This window comes from Rhizobium sophoriradicis (assembly GCF_025200795.1).
Taxonomy (GTDB): domain Bacteria; phylum Pseudomonadota; class Alphaproteobacteria; order Rhizobiales; family Rhizobiaceae; genus Rhizobium; species Rhizobium sophoriradicis.
The window spans coordinates 2978734-2994095 of sequence record NZ_CP104152.1; the positions used below are offsets into that span (position 1 = coordinate 2978734).

The 15362-nt window shown below is 61.8% G+C and carries 16 protein-coding genes; 7 read left to right on the plus strand and 9 right to left on the minus strand.

The annotated features are described in order from the left end of the window. The first annotated feature begins 38 nt into the window (after window positions 1-38). Genes N2597_RS14820 through N2597_RS14830 form a run of 3 tightly spaced genes read left to right on the plus strand, consistent with a single transcriptional unit; the run spans window position 39 to window position 3549 of the window. Window positions 39-1178: a PspA/IM30 family protein gene (locus N2597_RS14820; RefSeq protein ID WP_183600025.1), complete on the plus strand. Its 1140-nt coding sequence runs from the start codon at window positions 39-41 to the stop codon at window positions 1176-1178. A gap of 5 nt (window positions 1179-1183) precedes the next feature. Beyond that, complete coding sequence (locus tag N2597_RS14825; RefSeq protein WP_183600027.1) at window positions 1184-1831, plus strand: OB-fold-containig protein; 648 nt, start codon at window positions 1184-1186, stop codon at window positions 1829-1831. Then, on the plus strand, window positions 1828-3549 hold the full coding sequence (locus N2597_RS14830; RefSeq protein WP_096768952.1) for a flotillin family protein: 1722 nt from the start codon (window positions 1828-1830) through the stop codon (window positions 3547-3549). Before N2597_RS14825 ends, N2597_RS14830 begins: the two co-directional genes overlap by 4 nt. 27 nt (window positions 3550-3576) lie before the next feature. Here N2597_RS14830 and N2597_RS14835 read toward each other — a convergent pair whose 3' ends face one another. Continuing rightward, window positions 3577-4317, minus strand: coding sequence for a metallophosphoesterase family protein (locus N2597_RS14835; protein ID WP_096768951.1), 741 nt, complete (start codon window positions 4315-4317; stop codon window positions 3577-3579). A 362-nt stretch (window positions 4318-4679) separates the two neighbouring features. Here N2597_RS14835 and N2597_RS14840 point away from each other — a divergent pair, with 362 nt between their 5' ends. After that, window positions 4680-5648, plus strand: coding sequence for an IS481-like element ISRel2 family transposase (locus N2597_RS14840; RefSeq protein WP_004673777.1), 969 nt, complete (start codon window positions 4680-4682; stop codon window positions 5646-5648). Here N2597_RS14840 and uraH read toward each other — a convergent pair. From uraH to N2597_RS14875, 7 genes are all read right to left on the minus strand, one after another. Further along, window positions 5645-6001: a hydroxyisourate hydrolase gene (gene uraH, locus N2597_RS14845; RefSeq protein ID WP_183599911.1), complete on the minus strand. Its 357-nt coding sequence runs from the start codon at window positions 5999-6001 to the stop codon at window positions 5645-5647. The genes N2597_RS14840 and uraH overlap by 4 nt on opposite strands. Further along, the gene (locus N2597_RS14850) at window positions 5998-6498 is read right to left on the minus strand and encodes an ureidoglycolate lyase (RefSeq protein WP_183599909.1); all 501 of its coding nucleotides are present in this window, start codon (window positions 6496-6498) and stop codon (window positions 5998-6000) included. Before N2597_RS14850 ends, uraH begins: the two co-directional genes overlap by 4 nt. 5 nt (window positions 6499-6503) lie before the next feature. Beyond that, window positions 6504-6866, minus strand: a complete 363-nt coding sequence (locus N2597_RS14855) for a HepT-like ribonuclease domain-containing protein (protein WP_009988784.1) — start codon at window positions 6864-6866, stop codon at window positions 6504-6506. Further along, on the minus strand, window positions 6863-7363 hold the full coding sequence (gene uraD / locus N2597_RS14860) for a 2-oxo-4-hydroxy-4-carboxy-5-ureidoimidazoline decarboxylase (RefSeq protein ID WP_106795512.1): 501 nt from the start codon (window positions 7361-7363) through the stop codon (window positions 6863-6865). The genes N2597_RS14855 and uraD overlap by 4 nt, the downstream gene beginning before the upstream one ends. Then, window positions 7363-8286, minus strand: a complete 924-nt coding sequence (puuE, locus tag N2597_RS14865; RefSeq protein WP_038690600.1) for an allantoinase PuuE — start codon at window positions 8284-8286, stop codon at window positions 7363-7365. The genes uraD and puuE overlap by 1 nt, the downstream gene beginning before the upstream one ends. A 113-nt stretch (window positions 8287-8399) precedes the next feature. Next, the gene (locus tag N2597_RS14870) at window positions 8400-9107 is read right to left on the minus strand and encodes a DUF1045 domain-containing protein (protein WP_183599907.1); all 708 of its coding nucleotides are present in this window, start codon (window positions 9105-9107) and stop codon (window positions 8400-8402) included. Window positions 9108-9221: 114 nt separating this feature from the next. Then, window positions 9222-10400, minus strand: a complete 1179-nt coding sequence (locus N2597_RS14875) for an NAD(P)/FAD-dependent oxidoreductase (protein WP_183599905.1) — start codon at window positions 10398-10400, stop codon at window positions 9222-9224. On the opposite strand from N2597_RS14875, the gene mnmC2 reads away from it, so the two are divergent. The 3 genes from mnmC2 to N2597_RS14890 all read left to right on the plus strand — a co-directional run bounded on the left by mnmC2 (window position 10399) and on the right by N2597_RS14890 (window position 11746). Then, a complete protein-coding gene (mnmC2, locus tag N2597_RS14880; protein ID WP_183599903.1) occupies window positions 10399-11124 on the plus strand; it encodes a tRNA (5-methylaminomethyl-2-thiouridine)(34)-methyltransferase MnmC2 in 726 nt (241 codons plus the stop codon). The two genes, N2597_RS14875 and mnmC2, sit on opposite strands and share 2 nt — an antisense overlap. A 71-nt stretch (window positions 11125-11195) precedes the next feature. Beyond that, window positions 11196-11444, plus strand: coding sequence for a type II toxin-antitoxin system ParD family antitoxin (locus N2597_RS14885; protein WP_096768945.1), 249 nt, complete (start codon window positions 11196-11198; stop codon window positions 11442-11444). Next, window positions 11441-11746 (plus strand): type II toxin-antitoxin system RelE/ParE family toxin, encoded by a 306-nt coding sequence (locus N2597_RS14890; RefSeq protein WP_096768944.1) that lies wholly within the window; start codon window positions 11441-11443, stop codon window positions 11744-11746. Before N2597_RS14885 ends, N2597_RS14890 begins: the two co-directional genes overlap by 4 nt. Here N2597_RS14890 and N2597_RS14895 read toward each other — a convergent pair. Next, window positions 11740-15162, minus strand: a complete 3423-nt coding sequence (locus tag N2597_RS14895; protein ID WP_183599901.1) for a PAS domain-containing hybrid sensor histidine kinase/response regulator — start codon at window positions 15160-15162, stop codon at window positions 11740-11742. The genes N2597_RS14890 and N2597_RS14895 overlap by 7 nt on opposite strands. Between the last annotated feature and the right edge of the window lie 200 nt (window positions 15163-15362).

A 15362-nucleotide genomic window follows, 5' to 3' on the forward strand; every position in this document is an offset into this window, starting at 1 on the left:
TATTGAAAGCACAAAAGCGGTGCTTTATGTTTTTGTCCATGGCATCCACGAGCAAAACATCGCGTCCCTCACTTTTGCGCTACATGCTGGCGCCTGACGATCAGGCCCGGCAGGCGCTCGACGACACCATTATCGCCTATCGCAGGATGAACGACATCCTGACCGATCTCATCGACGACAAAGCCGGCGCCAATCTCGTCGTCCTGCATGATCTCGCCTATGAAACCGTTCGCGAGCAGACGGGCCTGCCAGCCCGGCTGGTGACGCTCGGCCTTCGTGATTTCGCCGCCAACAGGGGCGTCATCCCGGAACCGCTGCAGCTGCCGCTCGACGACAAGCTCTTCGCCATCAAAGGCCCCTCGGACCTGACCATCGCCACGGTGCACGGACGCGTTGCCGTGCCCTTCGATGTTGCCGGTTATTCCAGGGGATGGGAGAGTATTTTTCCCGCATACCTTGTAGCGAACCACGATCGCTACGAGATTAACATCGGCGTCACGCCGAATTCCGCTCGGATGGAGGAAAACATGACGAATGAAGGCATTCTTTCACGCATGGGTCGCCTGATAGCGGGTATCGCGAACGCAGCGATCGATAAAGCGGAAGGCGTCAACAAGATCGCGGTGATCGAACAGGCGATCCGCGAAATCGATGCGGCTGCGGAGGAAGCCCGCACCGACCTCGGCAAGGCACGCGCCGAGGAATACCGCATCCAGAGCCGCAAGGACGAAATCGTCGAAGACATGAATGCGCTCGATGAGAAGATCCGCCTCGCGGTCTCCTCCGGGCGCGACGATCTGGCAAAGGCCGGCGTCGCCCGTCAGATCGATCTCGAATCCCAGATCGCCGCGCTCGACAAGGCGCTGGCCGATGCGAGCGAGCAGGTGGACGAGGGCCAGAAAGCCCTGCAGGCCGTGCTCGCCACGCGCCGCGAGGCCGACGCCCGCCTGGCCGATTTCAAGCGCAGCATCGCCAAGCATCCCGAAGAGGCTCTCGCCGGCCACGGCAGACCGACGCCAGGCGCGGATGCCGCCCGCGCCGCCGCGGCGGTCTCGCGGCTGACCGGCGTTCCATCAGCCGAAAACGCCCATAGTTCCGAACTGGACGAACTCGACCGATTGCACCGCGAGCAGGCGATCGAAGCCCGCCTTGCGCGTTTCAAGGCGGATAACCGGTAAATCAGATGGGACTTTTTCTCGCTCCTGAATGCCTTCCTTTTGCGATCGCCGCCGCCGTGCTTGCCGGCCTGACCGTGATCGAGATGCTCGCGACCGTCATGGGTTTTTCGATCACGGAGCTTCTCGGAAAACCGGATCTCCACGGCCATGACGGCATTGCCGGCTACCTCTCCTGGCTTAATGTCGGCGGCGTCCCCCTGCTCATTCTCGTGATGATGGCGCTCGGCTTCTTCGCCATTGCCGGTTTTGCGGTACAGGCGGTCGCCGGCGCTTTCTGGGCCCCGTTGCCCGCTACTGTCGCCGTCGTTCCCGCCTTGGCGGTCACCTTCCCCATGGTCAGGGCATCGAGCCGGACGGTGGCGCGGATCGTCCCGCACGACGAGACTTATGCCGTCGATCTCGATACGCTCATCGGCCGCACCGCAGAAGTGTCGCTCGGCCCGCTCGATCAGGGACTGCCCGGTCGCATCCGGATCAAGGACCAACACGGGAACTGGCATGTTCTGAGAGCCAAGGCTGCCAAGGGCCAGGACCCGCTGAAGATCGGCACGCACGTTCTCCTCGTCGATCGCAAGGCTGATGTGTTTATCGCCATTCCCGCACTCGCCGATCCGGCCGGAGCGGACAATCAATCTTTCAGGGAGCAGCCATGATGTACGACATTCTTCTACCGGCCGGCATTAGCATCGTTCTGATCTTCGGCATCGGCTTTGTCCTCGCCTCTCTCTACACGCGCTCCAGCCGTGACGAGGCCTATGTCCGCACCGGTCTCGGCGGTCAGAAAGTCGTGCTCGACGGCGGCTCCGTCGTCCTGCCGATCTTCCACTCGATCGCCAGGGTGAACCTGAAGACGCTGCGCCTCGAAGTCCGCCGCGGCGAAGGTGATGCGCTGATCACCAAGGACCGCATGCGCGTCGATATCGGCGCTGAATTCTATGTGCGCGTGAAACCCGACGGCTCCTCGATCGCGCTTGCCGCGCAGACGCTCGGCAGCCGCACCAACGATGCCGAGGCGCTGCGCATCCTGATCGAAGCTAAATTCGTCGACGGCCTGCGCTCGGTGGCGGCGACAATGAACCTCGACGCGTTGCAGGAGCAGCGCATGGACTTCGTCAAGGCGGTGCAGGAAGCCGTCGGCGCCGATCTCCAGTCGAACGGTCTCGAGCTCGAATCCGTGTCGCTGACCCGCCTCGACCAGACCGATATCAAGCATTTCAACGCCAACAACTTCTTCGACGCGCAGGGTCTGGCGGCACTGACGCGCATCACCGAGAGCCGCAAGAAGGAGCGCAACGAGATCGTCCGCGACACCGAAGTCGCCATTGCCCAGAAGGACCTCGAGGCTCGCCAGCAGTCGCTCGCCATCGAACGGACGAAACGCGAGGCCGAACTCAGCCAGGAACGCGACATCGCCAACAAATCCGCCGCGACGCGCGCCGAAACCGCCCAGCAGGAGCAGGCGGCAAAACGCGCCGAAGAGGAAGCCCGTATCGCCTCCGAACAGGCGATCGCCGAACGCGAGGCAGCCGCCAAGCAGGCGCGCGAAAGCGCGAACATCGATGCGGCCCGCGCCGTCCAGCAGCGCGATACCGAAGCCAAGCGCGACCTTCAGATCGTCGCCCAGGAGAGCGCCATCGCCGTTGCCAACAAGAGCCGGGAAGAATCCGAGGCGAAGGCGGCGGCCGAAACGGCCCGCGCCACCGCGATCGCTGCAGAGGAAAAGGTCGGTACCGCCAAGGCAATCGAGATCGCCGAGCGCGAAAAGCAGATTGCCGTGATCGACGCACGCAAGAAAGCCGAAACCGAAGCGACCGCCGTGACCGTCGGCGCCGAGGCCGAGAAGCAGGCCGCGATCGACCAGGCGGAAGCCATCAAGACGCTCGCGACCGCAGAAGCGGACGCGGCGATCATCAAGGCCAAGGGCATTCTCGAAACCGGCCGGGCTCAGGCCGAAAGCGAGGCCTTGCTCAACGAGGCCCGCAACAAGCTCAGCCAGACCATCATCGAGTTCGAAATCACCCGCGAGCGCATCCGCATCATTCCCGAAGCGCTGGCCGAGGCGGTCAAGCCGATCGAGAAGATCTCCGACATCAGGATCTTCGACACCGGCGGCATGCTCGGCCGCGGCGGCGCGAACGGCGACAGCGGTATCGGCATGGGTGACGGCCTGGCGGGTCAGTTGCTCGCCTACCAGGCCAACAAGCCGATCCTCGACAAGCTGTTGAAGGAGGCGGGCTTCGAAGGCGATAATGCGATCTCATCCCTGCTTGGCAATCTCGACAGCGCCAAGCCCGCGGCCCCACACGTCGTTCCGGCCGCACCCGCCGCCCCCGCGCAGGCGGCTATCGCCGCTGCACCTCCGAAGGAGTAATCCGCTATCGCGCGCGAAGGCGGCCGGCTACCGCAGCCAGCCGGTCGCCAGCGCACTCGCCCAGTCTGGCCGGCGGTTTTGAGCCGCCAGTCTCGACATCGCAAGATTGTCATAGGCGACGTTGCGGAACTGCCAGGTCCATCCCGCAGGCGTCTTTTCCAGAATCGCATAACCGGCCAGCGGATGGCCGGCTTCGACCCTGTGGTAGCAGGGCTGATCGTCGTCATAGGCAGGGCAGCCGACGCTGCCGGGGTTGACGATCAGCCGGCCGTCGGAGAGACGGACGGCGCGAGGAATGTGCGTGTGCCCGCAAAGGATCAGCGGCAGGTCTATGCCCTCAGCCAACGCCTCGATCGCTTCGATCGGCTTTGGGAAAACGATACCGTCCGGCGAGACTGACTCCAGCCAGTAGAAGTTGTCGTCTTTCGGCGTTGCATGGCAGAGATACGCCTCGCCGCGATAGACGGCATCGAATGGCAGGCTGCGCAGCCAGTCGAGCTGGGGTGGCGACAACTGCCGATAGGCGGCGGCATCCGAGGCATGCATGGAAGCCGGATCCTGCTCAATGAGATAGCGGTCGTGGTTGCCGCGCACCGACGTCAGGTCGAGCGGCATCAGCAGATCCGCCGTCCGGCCGGCCTCCAGCGGCCCGCTGAAGACATCGCCGAGATTGACGACCTCCTCGATGCCTTCGGCGCGAATATCCGCAAGCACCGCCTCGAGCGCCAGATGGTTGCCGTGGATATCGGCGATCGCGGCAAATCTCATCTTTAGAGCCTTTCCTGGTTAGATTGAATCATTCTGTTGGCTCAAACGGAGTCGGATGGTCGACCGGCCGGCGCGCGTCGTAGCCCAGCTCTACGGCCAAGCCGGCCGGTCGATCAGCCGGCCCGTTTCAGCCAACCTGAAAGGCCGGGCATCTTTCCGCCAGGATCAGAGGCGATCGGCTCGGACGTACCTTGGGGTATGCCCGTCGCCAATCGCCTCTGATCCTGACGAAAACCTGCTCCGGCAGAATGCTTCAATCTAACCAGGAAAGGCTCTAACTGTGAGCTTTCGGGAGGTTGTCCATTCAAAGCGGATTTAGGAGACTGGAGCTATCACACCTCGAGTCGGAAGGATCGCCGCGAATGAACATTCATAAGAATGCCCGACTGACGCCGTTGCGCCGGGAACAAATGGCGCTTGCTGTTATCGAAGGGCATCTGACCCAGGCTCAGGCAGCACAGGCCTATGGCGTCGCGGCCAAGATCGTCGCCCGTTGGGTCGAGCGTTTCAAGGCCGGTGGTCGAGAGGCGATGCTCGATCGTTCCTCCCGACCTCATGCCATGCCCCGGCAGACCAGTCAGGCGCTGGCGGAGCGCATCATCACGCTTCGCCGCCAGCGCCTGACTGGCAAGCACATCGCGATCGAAACCGGTGTATCTGCAGCGACGGTGAGCCGGGTTCTCAAGCGCGCAGGCCACTCCCGCCTCAAGGATATCGAGCCGGCCGAGCCTGTGCGTCGTTATGAACGCCAGGCTCCCGGCGAGATGATTCATATCGACATCAAGAAGCTCGGCCGGTTTCATGAGGTCGGCCACCGCATCACCGGCGATCGCACTCGCCAGAGTTCGCGCAGAGGCAAGAGTTGGGGCGCCGGTTGGGAATGCGTTCATGTGGCCATCGACGATGCCTCTCGCATCGCTTTCTCACAGATATTGCCGGACGAGACGAAAGAAAGCGCCGTGGCCTTCTTGAAGGCGGCATTGGCCTATTATGCCAGCCTCGGGATCGCGGTCGAGCGCGTCATGACCGACAATGGTCCCTGCTACACATCAAAGCCATTCGGCCAAGCTTGTCGCGACAACGGCCTCAAGCACGTTCGCACCAGACCATATACGCCTAAAACCAACGGAAAGGCCGAACGCTTCATCCAGACCGCCCTCAGAGAGTGGGCCTACGCCGTCGCCTATCCCAACTCGGACATGCGCGCCGCCGAACTGCCACGATGGCTTCATCGCTACAATTGGCACAGGCCTCACGGAAGTCTAAACTCAAAACCACCAATCACTAGGCTCGCTCTTACCCAGGACAACCTGTTGAGGCTCCACATCTAACTACCTCGATAGGTGGAGTAACCATAGGGTGAGATTAGCAGCGGCACGTGATAATGCGCCGTGACGTCGGCAATGCCGAAACGGATCGGCACGAGATCGAGGAAGGCAGGATGCGGCAGGGGCGTGCCGCAGGCTCTGAGATAATCGCCGGCGTGAAAGACCAGTTCGTAGGTTCCCACGTGGAAATTTTCGCCTGATAGAATCGGGCCGCCATCGATCCGGCCGTCGGCATTGGTGGCGACCGTCTTCAGATGCCTGCGGATCTCGCCCTCGAGCTGGAAAAGGTCGATCCTGAGGCCTGCTGCCGGCTTGCCGAGGGCGGTGTCGAGAACATGCGTGGTCAGTCCGGTCATGGGGCTGGCTCTTTGATGACAAAGGGGGTTTCGAAGAAGAATTCTTCCAGATTGTTGCCTGGTCCGTCGCGATCGACGACCAGGAAATCGGAGGGCTGGCCAAGCGCCATCAGCGGATGATGCCAGACATTGCGGCGGTAATTCACCCCCTGGTCCCCGCGCGCGCGAAAGACCTGCGGCCGGCAGGGGCGCCCGCCTTCATCCTCTGAAACGACGACGAGGAAGGGCCGGCCGGAAAGCGGCGAGAAGCTCTGGCTGCCGAAAGGATGACGCTCCATCATATCGACATCATAGGGAAAGCTGCGCGGCTGGCCGCGAAACAGATTTATGATGACGCGCGCGCCCTCGCCCGCCGCCTCGGCTGCGGCCAGCGCATGAAAACGCTCGGTCGTGCCGCCATTGATGAGCCGCATCGAGGCTGGATCGGCTTCGATCACCTCGCCGAACGGGGCGAAGGTCGATCTGGTCAATGGACGGATGTCGAGAAATTCGGGCAACGGCTTCACTCGCCTTCGGCATGCCAGTGACGAATGGCATCGATCTCGACAAGAAGTTCCGGCAGCGTGCGATAGGTTGCCTCCCAGATGTCGGAGGGATCGAGGGCGAAGACGTCTTCGAGGATACGGTTGCCGGTGCCGCAGATTTTCGTCCACGGCAAAGTGGGATGCTCGGTGGCAAATTCCGGATGGGCTACAAGCAGGCGGGATGCAGCCGCGCCGATGGTGAAGTGGCAGAAGGCAACGGCCTTGAAAGTGAGATTGTCCTCGGCGAAGGCCGCCTCATCCATTCCGCCGACAAAATACAATGCTTCGGCGGCCGCCTTCTGCATTTCATTGAGATAGTCGATAGCACGCGGCTCGCTCATTCACCCTCCGGCAACATCGATGTCAGGCGCAGCAGTGCGATCCGTTCGACCTGCGCCGTTGCGGTCGCGAATTCTTCATCCGGGCCATTGCCGATCCGGGTCTCGAAGGCCGAAAGGATGTCGTCCTTGCCGAGCCCTTTGACGGCGATGATGAAGGGAAAACCGAATTTTTCGACATAGGCCGCATTGAGTTCGCTGAAGCGGGCATGCTCGGCCGGGCTCAGCCGGTCGAGACCGGCTCCCGACTGCTCCTTGCGGCTGTCCTCGGTGAGTTCGCCTGCGACCGCCAGGCGCCCGGCGAGATCCGGATGGGCTCGGAGCACGCCGAGACGCTCTTCCTTGCTTGCAGCGCGGAAGACGGCGGCAAGCGCCGCATGCACACCTGATGCCGTCAGCGGCTCTACCACGCTGCCGTTGTCATAAGCACGCTCGGCGATGAAAGGCGAATGCTCGAAGACGCCGCCGAAGCGGGAAACGAAATCGTCGCGCGACAGCATCAGAGCGCGTCCGGCTGATGGTGCTTGTGCCAATGTTCGGCAATCTCGATGCGGCGCGGAATCCAGACCTTGTCGTGCTTCAGCACATATTCGATGAAGCGCTTCAGCGCCGCCGCCCGACCGGGTCGTCCGACGAGGCGGCAATGCAGGCCGACCGACATCATCTTCGGGCTGCCCGCCTTGCCTTCCTCGTAAAGCGTGTCGAAGGCATCCTTCAGATAGGTGAAGAACTGATCGCCGGCGTTGAAACCCTGCGGCGTGGCAAAACGCATGTCGTTGGTTTCGAGCGTATAGGGAACGATCAGGAAAGGTTTGCCGTCGACGCCCTTAACCCAGTACGGCAGGTCGTCGGCATAGGAATCAGAGGAATAGAGGAAACCGCCCTCCTCCTGCACCAGCCGAAGCGTATTGTCGGAGGGCTTGCCCTGATACATGCCGTAGGGCCGCTCGCCGGTCAGTTCGGTGTGCAGACGCACGGCTTCGAGAATATGCTTGCGCTCGAGATCCTCGGGGAAATCCTTGTATTCCAGCCAGCGATAGCCATGGCTGGCGATCTCCCAGCCGGCCTCCTTCATCGCCGCGACGGCTTCCGGGTTGCGGGCCATCGCCAGCGTCACGCCGTAGACGGTCGCCTGCACCTTGAGATCGGTAAACATCCGCCAGAGCCGCCAGAAGCCGGCCCGCGAGCCATATTCGTAGATCGATTCCATGTTGAGATTACGCTGTCCCGGCCAGGCAGCCGCGCCGACGATCTCCGACAGCAGGTTTTCGGACGCGGGATCGCCGTCGAGGATCGAGCTCTCGCCGCCCTCCTCGTAATTGATGACAAACTGTACGGCGACGCATGCCTCTTCGGGCCACTTCGGGTCGGGCGTCTGGCGCCCATAACCGACGAGATTGCGCGGATAAGTCTCGGATACCATCAAATCACCTTCTGAAAGGACGGGGAACGGTATCATCCGCAGCCGGAATGTCGAGACGGAAACTGCGCGGCAGAATTTATCTTTTCTCCACAATCACTTAGATCGAAGCATCGTCAGGCGATCCTGCGCGCACTGACCTTGCCCATGGGGTGCAGCGAGTGGACGCGGAACGGACCGCCAGTGCCCTCTTCGATCATCAATGCCACGTTCGAAACCATCACCGGCACCTTCAGGACGGGCTCGAAGATGGTTCGCAGCGCCGCTTCGATGCGGGGCATGTCGATCGCGTTGATCGAGCCTGTCACCGGCATATGGAAGCGGAACTCGTTCATGACATAAGGATTGCCCCAACGATGCAGATTGGCGAACTGCGCCGCCGATAATCCATCCGGATCGCTGCGCTCGATGTCGGCTTCGCTCAGCGGCGCGCGGTAGCGATCGAACTCCTGGACGATTGCCGAAGCCAGATACTGGATCTGCTCACAAGGAGCGCTCGGCATCAGGCTATAGAAACTGCCGAGCCGGGCAATTTCCAGACGTGAAATCTGGAAGGGAGCGAATGTCCCGGCAAAACGCATGAGATCGCGCAGGAGTTGCGATTCGGACATATCTGCGGACAGATGGAACGGCGCTTTCAGAACGCCGTGGAAACCATAACGCCGCGGCACCGCGGTATGAAAGGCGATCTCGTGAATGCCGAGGCCGCGGACGGCCGGAGGCTCCAGCATATCGCCCGAATATACGTTTCGACCAAGCCAATTGGCGGCTACGAGCGACAGCGGGTCGCTCGCCGGAGGCGTGAAGCAAATGGCATAGCGCATGCAATTCCCTCCATCAAGGAAGTGAGCGCCGATGAAATTGGGCGCTGCCGATGCGCAAGCAGATAGGTGATTTGCATGACAGAATAACGAAACGCAGCTGTATCCAATTCGCGTCTAACGTGAAGCCACAGCGATATGACTTGAAATCGCAAAGCTTTCCGGCAGCAAAAAACCGCAATCTGTATCGTCTGCGATACAAACTGCCGCCTCCGCCAGCCGGTGGGCAAGGCCGAAGCTGACCTTGAAACCACCGGTCAATGCAATGAGCCGCGGGTGGTCGGGATGGCGGCCGATCATCGGATCGCGATCGATGGCCTTGGGCCGAAGCCCGGTCCAGCGTTCGACAACCGGCGCGTTGCGAAGCGCCGGCGCAATGCCGCGCGCCATCTCGATCAGCCCGTCGAGCAGAGCGTCGGTCGACGCGGGGTCATCGAAACGGTTCTCGCTGGTGCTGCCGATCGCCGCATATCCGCCCTCATGCGCGACGATGTAAAGCCCGTCGAGGAAGATCGTCGGCAAGGCCGGATCGATATCGGCTTTCAGCAGCGCCGCCTGCCCCTTGACCGGCTGGCCGAGCGGCCGTTTCAGCCCTGGCGTCAGCGCATCGAGCAATGGGAAAGACTGGTGGCCGGCAGCCAGCATGCAGCGATCGAAAACGACGCTTTCGCCGCCGATCGCGGCCGTGCCGCGATCGGGATCGAGGCCGGCAACCGTTCCATGTTCGACGATGCGCACATGTTTTGCCCGCCGCAGGAAAGCGGCGAGCGCCGCGATCAGCAAGCGGGGTGCGACGCGGCCGGCGAGCGTATCGTGCACGAAGCCGCTGCCGCCCGCAGAGTCCTCTACCCAGCCGCTGACCGGCGGACTGTCGACCACATGCCAATGAAAGCAGCGTGCACCGGCCTGCCAATGGCGCTCGGCGTCCTCGCAATGGCCCTGTGCTATCTTGTTAAGATGCGGCTTCGGCAACGGAATCAGCCGTCCCGACCTGATGTAACCGGCCGAGAGCCCGGTTGCCGCTTCAAGCGCCGCGATCTCGGCTTCGAGCGACACCAGCGCATCGAACTGGAACTGCTTCTTCGCGGACCACCGGTCCGGCATATGCGGCATCAGCGCGCCGAGCAGGCCGCCGCTCGCGCCTCCGCCCAATCTGCCGGCATCGGCAATGACCGTGCCGATGCCGCGACGCTCGGCATGGACGGCCGCCCAAAGGCCCATGATGCCGCCGCCGACGATCAGCAATTCGCAGGATGATTGACCTGAGACCGGCTGAGGACTATCGGCTTTTCCCATGACAGACGTGAACCCTGATCAGATTGGCGCGGGCGCGCCGCAGCCGCTCGAATGGCGCGACGGCGATATGCCTTATTCCATCGCCTTTGGCGATCATTTTTATTGCCAGACCGATGGCCGGCTGGAATGCGGCCATGTCTTCCTCGCCGGCAACGGCCTGCCGGAGCGCTGGAACGGGCGGCAGACATTCGTGATCGGCGAACTCGGCTTCGGCACCGGCCTGAACTTCGCCGAGACCTGGCGGCAATGGAAGCAGCATCGCGCGGCCGGCCAGCATCTGCATTTCATCTCCTTCGAACTCCATCCGATGCGCGGCGAAGAAATCGCCCGGGCGCTGTCGCACTGGCCGGAGATCGATGCCGAGCGCCAGGCGCTCACGGCCGCCTGGCCGCAAACGCCTGATGGGACCGTCTCGTTAGATCTCGACGACCAGACGCGCCTCAGCGTCGTCTGCGGCCCGGCCCTCGACGGTGTCATTGCGGCGAAGCCGGGCTTCGACGCCTGGTATCTCGACGGCTTCGCCCCATCGCGCAATGGCGACATGTGGTCGGAGGAGCTGATGCGTAGGGTCAACGAAAAGACCATCGCCGGCGGCACCTTCGCCACCTATGCTGCGGCCGGCTTCGTACGCCGCAATCTCATCGCCGCCGGCTTTGCTGTGGAACGCCGTAAAGGTTTTTCCGGCAAGCGCGAAATGCTCTGCGGTGTGAAGGCGGCCCGGTAGGACCTGCTGGACTACATTGCGTATTGCTAACAGTTATCAGCTCATGCGATAATGCTCAAAAAGGAAAAGATATGGCAAGCAGCGCGAACCTTGGACAGCAGCTCGAAACCTATGTAAACGAACTTGTAAAATCGGGACGTTATAATTCTCGCAGCGAAGTTCTGCGCGAAGGCATTCGACTTGTCGAGGAACGGGAAAAACGGCTGATGGCGCTCGATCTAGCAATCGGCCAGGGAATCGCCGACGCGGAGGCTGGCCGCCTCAAGCCCATTGGTGATGTCGCCGCCCGCCTTGCTGCAAAATATGATAGCCGTTCGTGATCGTCTTCATTACCGCTCGGGCGGAGACGGATCTTGAGCGTATCGCCGATTATATCGCGATGGATAATCCGCAGCGGGCAGTGAGTTTCATCCATGAACTAGTGGACCGATGTGAACGTCTGGCGGACACGCCGAACGGTTTTTCGTTAGTTCCACGCTACGAACACACCGGCATCCGCCGCCGTCCTTACGGCAACTATCTGATCTTCTATCGAGTCGGCGAGGATCGGATCGAAATTTTGCATATCCTGAACGGTGCTCAGGATTTCGAGAGCATCCTGTTTCCTCGAAAGGATCAGTAGCTCGTACGCCCAGGCTGCTGGTCGTCCTTGTCGAGCCATTGCCGAATCTTCTCTTCCAGTAGTTCGGGGCTGATCGGCTTCGACATATAATCGTCCATGCCGGCGTCGAGGCAGAGTTCCCGGTCGCTTTCCAGCGCATGGGCGGTGACGCCGATGATCGGTACCCGGTGCCCCTGCCCCTTTTCCTTTTCGCGGATCGTCCGGGTCGCCTCATGGCCGTTCATGACGGGCATCGAGACATCCATCATGATGATGCGCGGCACGTGGCTTTCCCAGGCAGCAACTGCCTCCTGCCCGTTATTCACGACAAGGAAGGAAAGCCCCGTTCCCTGCAGGATTTGGGTGAAGACGATCTGGTTGACCTCGTTGTCTTCGGCGACGAGCACGTCGACGAATGCAGCCGCGCGCTTCTGCGGCGCAGGCACAGGCACAGACACAGGTGCCGACGGGGCCGTTTCGGCCTGCAGCCGGGTGATTTCGGCCTGCGAAGCCTCTTTCACGCGCCGAGCGCGAACCACCTCGACGACGGTGTTGCGCAGCACGTTGGCGCGTGCCGGCTTCATCAGATGCGCCTGGCCGTTCAGCGCCGCGAATTCCTTTTCCGTGCCCGAAATATCCATCGACGTCAGGAAGATGATCGGCAGCTCGGCGAAGCGGGGATCGGCGCGCAGCCGGCGGGCGAGATCGGCTCCGTTCATGTCGGGCATGTGATAGTCGAGTATCACGGCATCGACGGTGACGCCGAGATCGGCCGCCGCCTCCAGGATCGCAAGGCCGGTGCTGCCGCCTTCGGCAGCGACGCCGTCGAAGCCCCAGAGCGAAAGCTGCTCGGTGAGGATGCGCCGGTTCACCTCATTGTCGTCGACGACGAGGATACGCGCACCCTGCACGTTGATCGGCAGCGGCTTCGGTTCCAGGCGGGCGGCGGCCACCGCGAAGGGCAGGTTGACGGTGAAGACCGAGCCCTTGCCCCATTCGCTATCGACATTGATATAGCCGCCGAAGAGATCGACGAGCCCGGCAGTGATCGCAAGTCCGAGCCCCGTTCCCTCATGCCGGCGGGTCGAGGAGGCGTCGACCTGCGAGAACTTGTCGAAGACCGTTTCGAGCTTTTCGGCCGGGATGCCGATACCGGTATCCTCGATGCGGATGCTCGCCATGATCTCGCCGCCAGCGGCCGCTTCGAAGCCGACATCGACGAAGACATGGCCGCGCTCGGTGAACTTGACGGCATTGCCGACGAGATTGGTGACGATCTGGCGGAAGCGGCCGGCATCGCCGATCACGGCGGCGGGCAGATCGGGTGCGGCCCGCACGAGCAGTTCGATGTTCTTTTCGGCGGCATGCGAGGAGAGAAGCGTCGCCACATCCTCTACCGCTTCGGTGATATCGAAAGCCGCCTTGCGCAGCGTCATCTGTCCGGCATCGATCTTCGAGAAATCGAGAATGTCGTTGATGATCGTCAGCAGCGCATTGCCCGACTTGACGATGATATCGATGAAGGTTTTCTGGCGCGTATCGAGATTGGTCTTGGCCAGCAGCTCCGCCATGCCGAGCACGCCGTTCATCGGCGTGCGGATCTCATGGCTCATATTGGCGAGGAATTCGGATTTGGCGCGGTCGGCGGCTTCGGCGCGCGACAGCAGCTCACGCAATTCGCTCTCACGACTCTTGAGCTCGGTGACATCGGTAAACAGCGCCACCCAATGCTGCCCGGTGCTGACCGTCGCATCCATATTCACCCAGCGCTCGCCGGCGACATGGAAGACGGTGGAGATCGGTTGCCTTGCCGCGATATGGGCGCGCCAACCCTCCAGGATTTCGGCCGCCGCGTCATAAAAATCGCCGCGGGCCGCGCAGAATTCGAACATGCCGAGCCAGCCCTGGCCGGCCGCGATGTAATGGGGCGGGATCTGCAGGATATCGGCCATTGCCTCGTTGGACATCTTGATGATGCCGTCCTGAACGATGGCAAGTCCCTGCGACATGGCGTGCGTTGCATCGCGCATCATTTCGCCGACCCGCTCGAGCGCGGCGCGGGTCTCGTGAATTTCCTTTTCCCGCTCGCGCACCGCCGAAATATCGGCATAGGTCAGCAGGATGCGGTCGTTGGAGATGCGCCGGCTGTCGAAGATGACGGATTTGCCGCCCGCCCAGCCGACCTCGATTGGCTCCGGCTCCTCGGCTTCGAACAAATGCTGCCGGAATGCGTAGATCTCGTCGGGCGTCTGCGTTCCGTCGTAGCGCCCGAGTTCGTAGTTCCGGCGGATGACATCGATGAAGGGGCGCCCGTCGAAACGATCCTCGCGCGGCAGCTCCCAGATGCTGTAGAATTCGTCGTTGACGTAGAGGATCCGGTGGTCGTTATCGAGGATCAGCACGCCGATCGGCAGCGAACGCAGGATGCTCTCGATATCCCGATGCAGCACTTCTTCCTGCTTGCGCGAGGCGATCAGCGCCTTCTCGCGCTCCTTGAGCGGCGAGATGTCGGAAAAGGAGCCGACGACGTAGGTTCGCCCATCTGCGGTAATGACGCGGTTGACGCGCGAGATGACGGGATAGACGTGGCCGCCTTCGCTCGGCATCTCGCTCTCGATCTCCACCGAAATGCCATCCCTGAGTGCCAACAGGTTTTCCTGGTAGATCGGCTCAGCACCTTCGGGGCCGAACATCTCGTGTTCGGTCATTCCCAGATACTCGGAGCGGGCGCGGCCGCTGAAGGTCTCGTAATATTTGTTGGCATAGATCAGGCGATGCTTGTCGTCGCGTACGAAGACGGCAACCGGCAGATCTTCCAGCACGGTGCGCAGCGCGTCGAGTTCGCTGACGCTTTCACCCCAGGCCGAATCGCCGGCAGGTGGCTCGGGACGTGCGCCCTCGCGATAGGCGTCGTTGACAACCAGCGGACGGCCGTCCGCGGCGAAGATGCCGATCGGATGATCGAGCTTTTCCAATGCCTCACGCACCTGGGCAAGATCGGCGGCTGAGCCAGGGTCGCCGGCGATCCCGGAATCGTTTACAGTCTGAGGGCTGCCGCCGATCCCCTTGTTGCCGACGGCGCGGCGCTCGTGGGCTTCGAAGATGCCGAGCACATAGATCCGCTCCGGCGACGGCGAGAAACTTTCGATCTGGATGCGCTCATGGTTGAGGCTCGCCGCGTCGAAGCAGATGGCGTTTTCCTCGGTGCCGAATACCAGCGCGCGACGTTCCTTGTCCTCACGTTCCTCCTCTTCGGGACGGTCGAAGAGTTCGCGGCTGCGCCTGCCGATGAAATCGGAAATCTCGCGGCCGAAGAAACGGGCATAGGGCTCGTTGACGGCGACATAGCGCAACTCGCTATTCTTGACATAGGCCGGGGTGTCCAGATCGGCGATCCGGCGGCAAGCCAATTCCAGTATGTCCCCGGTTGATTTCAAGAAATTGTCGCTCCCGCAATGAATGAAATATCAACGAGAAAAACTATAACGCCAAGGCGTTTAACAAGGTTTTAACCATAAATTTGCGCGGTGGAATTTTACACGCGGCTCAAGTGGGCTGAAATACCTGCGATCGGCAGTCCGGGCTCAATGGAAACCATAAGGACGTACCATCGGGACGCTCCGACAAGGTCCGATCA